At 35.3% G+C, this 12,369-nt stretch carries 9 protein-coding genes and 2 pseudogenes; 1 reads left to right on the top strand and 10 read right to left on the bottom strand.

Features of this window, described 5'->3' with window-relative positions:
- Positions 1–1,416 carry a tRNA (N6-isopentenyl adenosine(37)-C2)-methylthiotransferase MiaB gene (gene miaB, locus OTJ99_RS06065; RefSeq protein WP_045164856.1) on the bottom strand — a complete coding sequence of 472 codons (1,416 nt, stop codon included), beginning with the start codon at positions 1,414–1,416 and terminating at the stop codon, positions 1–3.
- A 169-nt stretch (positions 1,417–1,585) separates the two neighbouring features.
- Here miaB and OTJ99_RS06060 point away from each other — a divergent pair, with 169 nt between their 5' ends.
- The gene (locus tag OTJ99_RS06060) at positions 1,586–1,783 is read left to right on the top strand and encodes an alpha/beta-type small acid-soluble spore protein (protein ID WP_045164857.1); all 198 of its coding nucleotides are present in this window, start codon (positions 1,586–1,588) and stop codon (positions 1,781–1,783) included.
- 61 nt (positions 1,784–1,844) lie between these two features.
- Here OTJ99_RS06060 and OTJ99_RS06055 read toward each other — a convergent pair whose 3' ends face one another.
- From OTJ99_RS06055 to OTJ99_RS06015, 9 genes and pseudogenes are all read right to left on the bottom strand, one after another.
- Positions 1,845–2,276 carry an ACT domain-containing protein gene (locus tag OTJ99_RS06055; RefSeq protein ID WP_045164858.1) on the bottom strand — a complete coding sequence of 144 codons (432 nt, stop codon included), beginning with the start codon at positions 2,274–2,276 and terminating at the stop codon, positions 1,845–1,847.
- A 60-nt stretch (positions 2,277–2,336) separates the two neighbouring features.
- Positions 2,337–3,599 (bottom strand): annotated as a pseudogene (locus OTJ99_RS06050) (phenylacetate--CoA ligase family protein).
- A 1-nt stretch (position 3,600) separates the two neighbouring features.
- Positions 3,601–4,173: a thiamine pyrophosphate-dependent enzyme gene (locus OTJ99_RS06045; protein WP_269015433.1), complete on the bottom strand. Its 573-nt coding sequence runs from the start codon at positions 4,171–4,173 to the stop codon at positions 3,601–3,603.
- A 40-nt stretch (positions 4,174–4,213) separates the two neighbouring features.
- Complete coding sequence (locus OTJ99_RS06040; RefSeq protein WP_235374583.1) at positions 4,214–4,855, bottom strand: indolepyruvate ferredoxin oxidoreductase subunit alpha; 642 nt, start codon at positions 4,853–4,855, stop codon at positions 4,214–4,216.
- A 514-nt stretch (positions 4,856–5,369) separates the two neighbouring features.
- Positions 5,370–6,669, bottom strand: a pseudogene (locus OTJ99_RS06035) (phenylacetate--CoA ligase family protein).
- A gap of 162 nt (positions 6,670–6,831) precedes the next feature.
- Positions 6,832–9,426 carry an ATP-dependent chaperone ClpB gene (clpB, locus tag OTJ99_RS06030; RefSeq protein ID WP_045164859.1) on the bottom strand — a complete coding sequence of 865 codons (2,595 nt, stop codon included), beginning with the start codon at positions 9,424–9,426 and terminating at the stop codon, positions 6,832–6,834.
- Positions 9,427–9,498: 72 nt separating this feature from the next.
- On the bottom strand, positions 9,499–9,945 hold the full coding sequence (locus OTJ99_RS06025; protein ID WP_045164860.1) for an Hsp20/alpha crystallin family protein: 447 nt from the start codon (positions 9,943–9,945) through the stop codon (positions 9,499–9,501).
- A 213-nt stretch (positions 9,946–10,158) separates the two neighbouring features.
- Entirely contained in the window at positions 10,159–10,620 is a 462-nt protein-coding gene (gene nrdR, locus OTJ99_RS06020) for a transcriptional regulator NrdR (RefSeq protein ID WP_045164861.1), read from the bottom strand.
- Complete coding sequence (locus tag OTJ99_RS06015; RefSeq protein WP_408612531.1) at positions 10,617–12,275, bottom strand: sensor domain-containing diguanylate cyclase; 1,659 nt, start codon at positions 12,273–12,275, stop codon at positions 10,617–10,619. Before OTJ99_RS06015 ends, nrdR begins: the two co-directional genes overlap by 4 nt.
- Between the last annotated feature and the right edge of the window lie 94 nt (positions 12,276–12,369).

Genomic DNA, 12,369 nt, shown 5'->3' with positions numbered 1-12,369 from the left:
CTAAATCACCTCACCATAAAGCCAGTGCTCTGTAGCCTTCAAAATTTTTACATTTACAAATTTATACATGAAATCCTCAGGACATTTTACATTTACCACTTTATTTGTTCTGGTTCTTCCAACAAGTAGGTTATTTTTCTTTGCGTACCCATCTATGAGAATTTCGTATGTCTTGCCAAGCATTTGCTGATTCTTTTTTAAAGCAATCTCCTCCACTAATTTTAAAAGTCTTTGAAATCTTTCACGTTTTACCTCATCAGGCACTTGGTTTGGCATTTGTGCTGCTTTTGTTCCTTTTCTCTTGGAATACATAAATGTAAAGGCAGAGTCAAATTCAACTTTTCTGACTACATCCAAAGTATCTTCAAAATCCTCTTCTGTCTCACCTGGAAATCCTACTATAATGTCTGTTGTAATTGCTATGTCTGGAATGTTATTTTTTAGCTTTTCAACAAGTTTCAGGTAATCCTCTTTTGTATAGTGCCTATTCATCTCTCTTAAAATCCTTGTTGAACCCGACTGTACCGGTAAATGTATATGCTCACAAACCTTTTCCAAGTCCCTCATTGCAAAAATTAGCTCATCTGACAAATCTTTTGGATGTGATGTCACAAACCTTATTCTCTCAATACCTTTTATATCATTTACCTTTTCGAGAAGCTTATAAAATGGAATCCCATCAGGTAAATCTTTACCATAAGAATTCACATTTTGCCCCAGTAGTGTTACTTCTTTTACGCCATTTGCTGCAAGCTGCTCAATTTCAAATAGAATCTCTTCAAGCCTTCTACTCCTTTCTCTCCCTCTTACGTAGGGCACAATACAATAGGAACAAAAGTTGTTACAGCCATAGATTATATTTACAAATGCACTGACACCTTCTCTTCGTGCGGTTGGAATGCCTTCAACAACTACATCTTCATCTTCTGCAACGTCAATTACTGTTCGTTGTGTAGTAATTGCTTTGTACAAAAGCTCAGGAAATCTATGAAGGCTTTTTGTACCAAAAATAATGTCTAAAAATGGAAATAACTTGGCAAGTTTTTGTGCAACTTCAAGCTGCTGCGGCATACATCCACATACACCTATTATCAAGTCCGGTTTTTTGTCTTTTAATTTTTTTAGAGGACCAATATTGCCATACACTCTTGACTCAGCATGTTCTCTCACAGCACACGTGTTAAAAATGATAAGGTCTGCTTCTTCAACATTTTGAGTCTCAACATATCCCATTGCATTTAGCATTCCTGCTAATTTTTCCGAATCATGGACATTCATTTGACATCCATAGGTTATAATGTGATATGTTCTGTTTTTTCCATTTTTAAAATAATACTCTGAGTTCATCTTTTCAATCTCTTCAATGAACTGTGCTTGAGAACCAAAATCTATATAATAAATACCTCTATTTTCCAAGTTTTATCCCCCTTAAAGTTTTTTATTCAACAAGCTTTATTATAACATTTTGTTCATGGAATTATAATATCATAAGGTTCCATTTTTTTCTTAATATTTTGCATAAAATCAGAACAAATTAGTATTGAAAAATCTAAAAATTACCTCAAACAAAAAGGAGGAAAAATTTATGCCAAGAAAGAAAAGACTTGTGCCAGAAGCTGTTCCTCAGCTGGATAAATTAAAACAAGAAACAGCCCAAGAGGTAGGCGTAACTCTTGACAACTACAATCCAAATATCACCGCAAAACAAGCAGGAACTGTTGGAGGATATATGGTCAAAAAGATGATTCAGGACTATCAAAACGGGGCAAAGAACCAGCAATAACAAAATAAGGCAGAAGGGACCTAACCCCTTCTGCCATTTAACCTTCATTAAAAGAAAATCTTTATAGAGAATAAACCTCATCTGCCGAAAGAATTTTCACATTGTTCTCTCTCAAGATACTCACAGCCTCATCACCATTTTCAACCTTCAAGATTACAAGAGCCTCATCAGTCACCTTTCCAACAAAAGCATACATGTATTCAATACCTATGTCGTTTTTATATAGAATATCAAGTACCTTTGCAAGACCACCCGGTTTGTCTTCAACAGCTATAGCAATAACATCTGTTGCAGAAACTGTAAATCCATTTTCTTTTAAAACCTGCAGTGCTAAATCAGGCTTGTTGACAATCAGTCTCAGGATACCGAAATCTGTGGTATCTGCAATCGATAGAGCTGAAATATCAATGTCATGCTTTCCTAAAATGCTTGTCACCTCAGCAAGTCTTCCTGACTTATTTTCTAAAAACACAGAAATCTGCTTTACGTACATTTTCAAAACCTCCTGAATTTTTTCAAACTCCTCTACTAATTATATTAATACCCATTTAGCCTATATCTTTCTTTTATCAATTACTCTTTTTGCCTTTCCTTCGCTTCGTTCAATTGTCTTTGGTTCAACAAGTCTTACCTTAACAGAAATTCCAAGCGTGTCTTCAATTGCCTTCGTTATTTTCTTTTCAAGTTGCTCTAATTTTTTAACCTCATCTGAGAACATTCTCTCAGAAACTTCAACCAAGACCTCTAATACATCAAGGTTATTGACCCTGTCCACAATTAACTGATAATGAGGTTCAACCTCTCCAAGTTCAAGTAGCACACTTTCTATTTGAGATGGGAAGACATTCACACCTCTTATTATTATCATATCATCTGTTCTGCCAATTACCTTTTCCATTCTAACAAATGTCCTGCCACACTTGCATCTTTCATAGTGAAGAACTGCTATATCCCTCGTTCTATATCTTATAAGAGGAAGTCCCTCTTTCGTTATTGTAGTAAATACAAGTTCACCATACTCTCCTTCACTTAATACTTCACCTGTCTCAGGATTTATTATCTCAGGAAGGAAATGGTCTTCGTTAATATGCATACCGCATTGATATTCGCACTCATAAGCCATACCTGGACCTATTATCTCAGAAAGATCATAGATATCATATGCTTTTATATTTAGCTTTGATTCGATTTCTTTTCTCATATTTTCAGACCAAGGCTCCGCTCCAAATACACCTGACTTGAGCTTCAATTGAGATTTGTCTACTCACATCTCTTCCATTGTTTCAGCAAGATAAAGTGCGTAAGATGGTGTACAAGCCAAAAGCGTTGTTCCAAAATCAATCATAATCTAAATTTGCCTGTTCGTATTACCAGATGAAATTGGTATGACAGATGCTCCTATTGTCTCTGCACCATAGTGTACCCCAAGCCCACCTGTAAAAAGTCCATAACCATATGCAATCTGAACAAACGAATGCTTGTCAGCTCCTGCTGCAACAAGTGTTCTTGCCATAACCTCAGACCAAATACCAATGTTATGTTTTGTATATCCCACGACTGTGGGTTTTCCTATTGTACCAGATGATGCGTAAATCCTCACAATCTCACTTAATGGTACAGCAAAAAGACTATAAAGGTAGTTATCTCTTAAGTCTTGTTTTGTTGTAAATGGTGGTTTTTGTAGGTCACTTAAGTCCTTTATATCCTCAGGGATAAGTCCCAACTCCTCCATCTTTTTTCTGTAGTATGGAACACTTGTATAAACTCTTTTTACTGTTTCGACCAATCGCTTTAATTTCTCGTCCCAATATTTCATCTTAAATCCTCACTTCACCTAAGTCTATATTCCTACCTATTTCAAATGCCTTGAGATTTATTGTGGCGAACTCCGGCTTTACATTATTTTCTATAGCCTTTTTAAAAAAGCTCTCTTCAATTCCTATAAACTTGCTAAACGCACCTAACATTATAGTGTTTTGAACACGCGGATTTCCTATTTGAGTAATCAAAGAGGGAATATCAATCTTATAGAACTTTACTCCAAGTTCGCTTATAATCTTATCAACATCAGAATACTTTATTGACACTATGTTTTCATTGATACTGTAAGGGTTTATCTCTTCTACAACTGAACATCCTATAGTTTTGCAAAGACTGAGAAGGTCAAGTTTAAAAGTCTCCTCTCCTCTAATTGTATATCCAGTTGCAGGATGGTCTTGATGGCCTGTCATTCCAGTTGTGGAGTTATCTAAGATTAAAACAAAAATATCAGATTTATTATACCCAGCATCAATAATCCCTGTTATTCCTGAGGGAACAAAGGTAGAGTTACCTATAACTGCAACAGCTTTTTTGCTGTTGTCTGATGCCTTTGAAATACCATGAGCCATTCCAACACTTGCACCCATATAAATACATGTATCCATGGCATTAAAAGGTTAAAGAGCACCTAAAGGTATAGCATCCTATATCGCCTGTGACGATAATGTCTTTTATTTTACTTAAGGCGTAAAAAATACCTCTGTGAGGGCAGCCAGGGCACAAAACAGGAAGTCTTGGAGCAAGTTCTTCATTTGGTCTGTAAGGACTCTCCATTTGGATTTTTTCAATTGCTGACTTTATAAACAAGAGCGAGTATTCACTTGTTAATTTAAAGATTTCTTTCCCAACTACATTTTTAACTCCCATTGCTCTTATATTTTCTTCTAAAAATGGGTCAAGCTCTTCAACAATATACACTTTTTCAAACCTGCTGCAAAAATCTTTAATTAACCTCTGCGGCAGAGGCCAAATCATACCAAGTTTTAAGACCCAAGCATCAGGATATACCTCTTTTACGTACTGATAAGCTATACCTGCTGTAATAAAAGCAAGATTAGTTTTTCCTTCTTCAATCTTATTTAAATCTGTCTCTTCTGCAAACTTTTTTAAATCATTTAAGCGCTTTTCAACAACTTCATGTCTTTTCTTTGCTATTGCTGGCATCATAACGTATTTTTGAATATCTTTTTTATACTCATAGGCTATTTCTTTTCTGATGCCTTCTTCAACAACTGATTGTGAGTGTGCCACTCTTGTTATAAGCCTTAAAATTACAGGTGTATCGTACTTTTCACTAATTTCAAATCCTTTTTTTTACAAAATCAATACACTCTTGGCTGTCAGCAGGTTCTAAAACTGGCACCTTTGCAGCTTTTGCAATATTTCTGGTATCTTGTTCCTTTTAGGAAGAGTGCATACCAGAGCCATCAACAACAGCTATTAAAAGCCCAGCATTTATACCTATATAAGAGGCAGTGAAAAGCGGATCTGCCGCAATGTTCAAACCCACATGTTTCATAGAACAAATTGCTCTTTTCCCATAGACAGAAGGTCTAATTGCAACTTCTAATGCTACCTTTTCATTTGGTGCCCATTTACAGTAAATTTCTTTGTAGTTTGATATGTACTCTGTAATTTCTGTAGAAGGTGTACCAGGGAAGCAGTTGCAACCCTAACTCCTGCTTCAAAGCAACCTCTGGCAACAGCTTCATTCCCAAGCATAAGTCGTCTCAAATGTGTCAGCCTCCAATTTGCTTTTTGTTTTTCAATTCGGTTTCCTCAAATCGATAACCTTTTTTGCTTTTCCTGTTGTTTTCTCTAAAATCTTTGGCTCTACTAATTTTACTTTTACATATAATCCCAACACAGTGTATATCCTATGCTTTATCTTATTTTCTAACTTTTCAAGTTCAGCATATCTTTCTGAAAGCTTGCCATCTACAAGCTCAGCATGTACTTCCAAATCATCTAAATAACCTTTTCTTGTAACAACCAACTGATAGTGAGGGCCTATTTCTTCAATTCCCATTAAAACACTTTCTATTTGTGAAGGAAACACGTTTACACCCCTGATTATAAGCATATCATCTGTACGTCCTTTTACAGATGTCATTCTGACGTTTGTTCTACCACATTTGCACGGTTCATAAATCAATGATGTAATATCTCTTGTCCTATATCTTATAAGTGGCATACCTTCTTTTGTAAGTGTTGTTAATACAAGTTCACCTATTTTACCCTTTGGTAAAATTTCGTCTGTCTCTGGGTTTATAATCTCTGGATAGAAATGGTCTTCGTTTATATGAAGCCCTTCTCGATACTTACACTCACCAGAAACACCCGGCCCGATAATCTCAGACAGTCCATAGTTTTCTGTTGCAAAGAGCCCCCATTTTTTCTCTATCTGTCGCCTCATCTCAACTGTGGAGTTCTCTGCACCAAATAATCCTAACCTAAGTTTTAGCTTTGACCTGTCAATGTTGAGTTCATTTGCAACCTCATCCATGTAAAGTGCATAAGATGGAGTACAAACCAAAACTGTTGCACCAAAATCTTGCATTACCATAAGTTGTTTTTCTGTATTGCCGCTTGAAATAGGAATTACAGTCGCACCGACTCTTTCTAAGCCCTGACGAAGTCCAAATGCTCCTGTAAAAAGCCCATAACCAAACGCTATCTGGGCAAGGTCATGTTCTCTTACACCGGCTGCTGTTACAATTCTTGCTACAACCTCTGTCCAGACCTCCATATCGTGTTTGGTGTATCCGACAACTGTAGGTTTTCCTGTTGTACCTGAGGAAGTATGAATTCTAACAATCTTTGAAAGAGGAACAGCAAAGAGTCCATATGTATAGTTTTCTCTTAAATCGTCTTTTGTTGTGAAGGGAAGAAGTTGGATGTCTTTGAGAGTTTTGATGTGATGTGGCTTTACTCCAATTTCATCAAATTTTTTACGGTAAAAAGGAACATTTTCATAGACCCTTTCTACCGTCCTTTTAAGCCTTTCAAATTGTAGCTCTTCATTATTGTTTTCTATTTAGTTTTTCATATTCTGACCAAATCATCCCAACCTACCATCCTTCCTGATTATGTACATTGTAGAATATAATAAATTGGAAATTACGAACTTTTTAAGCTATTATATTGTAATATTTGATGATTTTCAAGTAAAAAGACAAATAAAAAAAGGACTATCTCGTCTTTTTTGGCTCTTTCCGAGATAGTCCTTATTTTGTTATTACAAACTTGCCATCTTCAACGTCAACAGTAACACTATCTCCCTCATTAATAGTACCCTTTAAAATCTCTTTTGCAATCAATGTTTCAACATTTTTTTGTAAGAACCTCTTTATTGGTCTTGCGCCAAAGTTTACATCAAATGCATTTTCCATTACATACTCTTTTGCTCTTGGAGTAAGTACAATTGAAATCCCTTTTTCAATGAGCTTTTGTTGAATTTCAGCAACTCTCAGGTCAATAATTTTTATTACCTGATCTTTTGTAAGAGGTCTGAAGATTATTATCTCATCAAGTCTGTTTAGAAACTCGGGTCTAAAGTGAGCTTTTAGCTCTCTGTCTATGAGCTTTCTTGTATTTTCATCAATTTCACCATTTGAAATGTTTGCATTCAAAAGATATTCACTTCCCAAGTTTGACGTCATTATTATAATGGTATTTTTAAAGTCTACTGTTCTTCCTTTTGAATCTGTAAGTCTTCCATCATCCATTATCTGAAGGAGTATATTGAACACATCATGGTGAGCCTTTTCAATTTCATCGAATAATACAACAGAATAAGGCTTTGTCCTGACAGCCTCAGTCAGCTGTCCTCCTTCCTCATACCCAACATAACCAGGAGGAGCACCAATTAACCTTGAGACAGAGTGCTTTTCCATATATTCTGTCATGTCAATTCTTATCATGTTGTTCTCAGAATCAAATAATGCTTCTGCTAAGGCTCGTGCAAGCTCTGTCTTACCGACACCAGTTGGTCCTAAGAATAAAAAGGTTCCAATTGGTTTTCGCGGATCTTTTATCCCAGCCCGTGCTCTCATTATAGCGTTGCAAACAGCCTCAATAGCTTCATCCTGACCGACAACTCTTCTGTGGAGAATTTTGTCAAGCTCTAAAATCTTCTGTCTTTCTGTTTCAACAAGCTTTGCAACAGGAATACCAGTCCACTTTGACACAATCTTTGCAATTTCCTCTTCTGTAACCTCTTCTTTTAAAAGTCTTTTTTCAGGAGGTATCTTTTCTAACTCTTGACGCTTTTGTTCAAGCCTCTTTTGAAGATCTAACAGTTTTCCATATTTGAGTTCAGAGAGTTTATTCAAATCGTAGTTTCTCTCTGCTTCTTCTATTTGAATTTTAACATTTTCTATTTCTTCTTTTATTTGTCTTACTTCTTTGATAAGTTCTTTTTCATATTCCCACTGGGCAGAAAGCTTATTTGCTCTGTCATTTAGCTCAGCAATTTCTTTATCTATTTCCTCTAACCTCTGTTGTGCGCTGGGATTTTCTTCTTTTTGCAACACATTCTTTTCAATTTTCAGCTGCATAATCTTTCTTGTAATCTCATCAAGCTCGGTGGGCATTGAGTCTATCTCTGTTCTCAAAAGGGCAGCTGCTTCATCAATGAGGTCAATTGCCTTGTCTGGCAAGAATCTGTCTGTGATATATCTATCAGAAAGCTTTGCCGCAGCAATCAAAGCATCGTCCGTAATTCTGACACCATGATGAATCTCAAATCTCTCTTTGAGTCCTCTTAAGATAGAAATTGTATCCTCGACAGATGGCGGATTGACCAACACAGGTTGAAATCTTCTTTCTAATGCCGCATCCTTTTCAATGTATTTTCTGTACTCATCAATTGTAGTTGCACCTATACAGTGAAGTTCTCCTCTTGCAAGCATAGGTTTCAAAAGATTTCCTGCATCCATTGCACCTTCTGCTCTTCCGGCACCAACTATGTTATGAATCTCATCAATGAAAAGAATTATTCTGCCCTCTGATGCCGTAATCTCATTCAAAACTGCTTTTAGTCTTTCTTCAAACTCTCCTCTGTATTTTGCACCAGCTATCAATGCACCTAAATCAAGTGCAAAAATTGTCTTGCCTTTTAATCCCTCTGGAACATCGCCTTTGACAATTCTCTGAGCAAGCCCTTCTACAATAGCTGTCTTTCCGACACCAGGCTCACCAATCAAAACAGGGTTGTTTTTTGTCCTTCTCGAAAGAATCTGAATTACTCTTCTTATCTCTTCGTCTCTTCCAATCACTGGGTCAAGTTTCCCTTTTCGTGCAAGGTCAGTAAGGTCCCTACCATACTTTTTCAAAACCTCATATGTCTCTTCAGGATTGGGGTTTGTTATTCTCTGATTCCCTCTTATCTTGTAAAGTTGCTGTAAGAATTTCTCACGGTTAATTCCATACTTTCTGAATATAGTTTTTGTAGAAGGATGGTCATAATCTATCATTGCAAGATATACATGTTCAACACTGATATACTCATCTTTAAACTTCTTTGCCTCATCTTCTGCCCTCAAGAGTATTTCATTTAAGAATCTATTTACATACACAGCCGATGCCCCAGGACCATATACCATTGGTATCTTTTTTAGTTGATCTTCTGTATCTTTTTTGTATGCTTCTGTATTTATTCCCATATTCCTGAGTATCTTTGCAATTAGTTTGTCATCTTCATTGACAAGTGCGTAGTGCAAATGTTCTATTCCTATCTCCTGATGTTTGTGTAATATAGCAGTATTTTGTGCATCCAAAAGCGCAGTCTGCAGGCTTTGTGTGAATTTGTCCATATTCATATTTCTCTCACCTCACATTCAAATTTTAGCATAAAACAATCAGGGAAGGTCTTTACCTTCCCTGATTAATCTTTATTCGATGTCAATTGTTCTGACATTTGGTTTTGATGGTTTTTCTTTGGGAAGTATAATTTTCAAAATTCCGTCCTCGTATTTTGCTTTAATGCCATCCTCTTTAACGTTGTCAAGGTAGAATGTTCTGCTAAATGCACCGTACCTTCTTTCTCTTCTGATAAAGTTTTCTCTCTCTTCCTTTTCTTCTCTCTTGGTCTCTGCCTTTATAGTAAGTCTATTGTCATATAGCTCTATCTTGATGTCCTCTTTTTTGACTCCTGGAAGTTCAGCCTCAATGATATATTCATTTTCAGTCTCTTTAATGTCTGTCCTCATAAATCTTGCACCCTTCTCAAATGGTACAAAGAAATCCTCAAACCACTCGTCAATGTCAAAAAACTCTTTTTCAATTCTTCTCATGATGTCAAATGGTCTTCTTCCAAATGGAATAATGTCTCTTAACATTTTACATCACCCTCCTTTTGACTTTTTTTGACTTTGGAAAGGCTTTTGAAGTGGCGAAACATCGCCACTTGCAATTTGATTTTGACTATCTTTGACTTTCACTTACTATTATACATTTTTTCACATTCATCTCAACATTCAAATTTGTCCAAATTTCATGATTTTTTGAAGTTTTCCCGGTCTGATATTTATTTTTCTCAATCTTTCTCAAAATTATTCTATCTTTTCTGTTAAAAGTTTCTGAAGCTCTTCTATAAAGGTATTTATGTCTTTAAATTGTCTGTAAACAGAGGCAAATCGCACATAAGATATTTCATCAAGTTTTTTTAACTTTTCCATAACCATCTCGCCTATTTCTCTTGAGGAAATTTCATCTCTCATTGAGTTATAAATCTCATTTTCAATCTCATCAACTATTTTGTTCATCTGCTCAATAGACACAGGCCTTTTTTGACATGCTTTTATAATACCGTTGAGAATTTTGCTTCTATCAAATTCTTCACGGCGATTATCTTTTTTAATAACCAAAACAGGTTGCCTTTCCACTTTTTCGAACGTTGTGAATCTCTTTTGACATTTTAAGCACTCTCTTCTTCTTTTAATTGTCCTTCCCTCATCAGCAGGTCTTGTATCAACAACCTTGCTATCCTCATATCCGCAGTAAGGACATCTCATCCTTTCATCTCCATTTCCTGATCATAAATTACAGTACAATTCTTACCACTGCTTTTTGCATGATACATTGCAATATCAGCACATTTTATTAAGTCCTTAACATTATCGGCATGGGCAGGATAAGAAGCTATTCCAAAGCTAACTGTAACTTTTGTTTGTATAAGATTGTCTTCTATAGTTTCGTTTTCAATTGTCCTTCTTATCCTCTCAACAACCTTGTAAGCCTCCGAACTTTCAAGATGGTTAAAGACAATTACAAACTCCTCTCCCCCGTATCTTGCCACAATATCTCCTTTTCTAATCTTTTCTTTTGCAACTTTTACAATTGTTTGCAGTACTTTATCCCCAAACAAATGTCCATAGGTATCATTGAGTTTCTTGAAATTGTCTACGTCGAACAATGCAATGCTGATAGGGTACCTGCCTCTCGAACTTTCAATCTCAGTTTCTAATACCTCATATAAATAAATCCTGTTATATGCGCCGGTTAAACCATCAACCATTGCCATGCTTCTCATCTGTTGATATAAACTTGAGTTCTCTAACGCAATTGAGACCTGTGCAGCAATAGAAGTTAAAAATCTTAAATTGTCCTCTGTAAAGATATTTTCAAGTACATGTTCAAGCAAAATAATACCATATTTATCATTTTTAGTTGCTAAGGACGCATACATGATTGACTTTGTAGCTCTTCCAGTGAGAAAAGGACATTCTTTGGGATTTATTCTATTTCTATATCCATTTTCACAATTCAAAGCAACATTTTTAAGCCATTCAATATTCTCTTGTTTGAAACTCTCCTTTTGATCACTTTCAGGAAGATTTGAGTAGGCAACATACAGTTCTGTCTTGTCTCTATTAAAAAGTAAAATTGAACTCTTGTCAACTCCAGTCACACCAATTAATACATCATTAACGAATTTTAAAAGTTCATTAGTGTCTAAAATTTGAGTTATTATTTTACTGATTTCTTGGAGATTAAAGAATTCACCAAGTGAAACATTCAATCTTTTATTTATCTCCTTAAGATTGCTTATTTCCTTTTCTAATTCCTTTATTTTTATATCCTTAGCCTTATTTGACTCCATTAGATCTTTTAACTGTTCTTCCATTTTCTGTGTACGAGTTTCTAATTCAGAAATAGAAGCCTTGTCAATAACCTCAATTTTTTCAACATTGTAAATCCAAAAAATATAAAAAAGGGTGTAAAATAGATTTTTCAAGACCTCGATACTTATATTCTTTAATAAAAAATCGCGAAAAATGAAGAAAATATAAGAGACGATAAGGAATGCTATAACTTGCTTAATACTTCCTATTTTAACTTTTTGGAGATAGAATAAAAATATGAGAGACACAACAAACATAAGATCAAATAACTTTTCATATCCAAAGAAAAAGACAAGATTTATAACCTCAAAAAACTTGAGGTATTTATAAATCTCCTCACTGAGCTCAGTATCGCTTTTAAAGAGCCATACTTTAAAAAGGTTATAACCTACTGAAACAAACAAAAATATAAGGGGTACAAGCCAGTCAGAAAATGAAGAAAAGCCCGTCTCATTCGTAATTACAAGCTTGTCAAAAACTAAATAAACAACTATAGCTCCTATTAAAAACCATGAAATTTTTATGTATTCTCTTTCGATGGCCATTTTTTTAGCGTTCACAAAACTTCCTCCCGTTTTTAACAATCCATTACTTTGAAGTCCCAGTTTTTTTATCATAAATGTTATTTATTAACATTTA

Origin of the sequence: Caldicellulosiruptor naganoensis (genome assembly GCF_026914285.1) — a bacterium.
GTDB classification, from domain to species: Bacteria; Bacillota; Thermoanaerobacteria; order Caldicellulosiruptorales; family Caldicellulosiruptoraceae; genus Caldicellulosiruptor; species Caldicellulosiruptor naganoensis.
The sequence above is the reverse complement of the archived record's forward strand: the minus strand, read 5'-3'. Positions and strand labels throughout refer to the sequence as shown.

Excerpts from the sequence above, each read along its gene's own strand:
- OTJ99_RS06060 (WP_045164857.1), top strand. The coding sequence starts at position 1,586 with ATGCCAAGAAAGAAAAGACTTGTGCCAGAAGCTGTTCCTCAGCTGGAT.
- OTJ99_RS06055 (WP_045164858.1), bottom strand. The coding sequence starts at position 2,276 with ATGTACGTAAAGCAGATTTCTGTGTTTTTAGAAAATAAGTCAGGAAGA.
- OTJ99_RS06045 (WP_269015433.1), bottom strand. The coding sequence starts at position 4,173 with ATGGCTCATGGTATTTCAAAGGCATCAGACAACAGCAAAAAAGCTGTT.
- clpB (WP_045164859.1), bottom strand. The coding sequence starts at position 9,426 with ATGAATATGGACAAATTCACACAAAGCCTGCAGACTGCGCTTTTGGAT.
- OTJ99_RS06025 (WP_045164860.1), bottom strand. The coding sequence starts at position 9,945 with ATGTTAAGAGACATTATTCCATTTGGAAGAAGACCATTTGACATCATG.
- nrdR (WP_045164861.1), bottom strand. The coding sequence starts at position 10,620 with ATGAGATGTCCTTACTGCGGATATGAGGATAGCAAGGTTGTTGATACA.
- OTJ99_RS06015 (WP_408612531.1), bottom strand. The coding sequence starts at position 12,275 with ATGGCCATCGAAAGAGAATACATAAAAATTTCATGGTTTTTAATAGGA.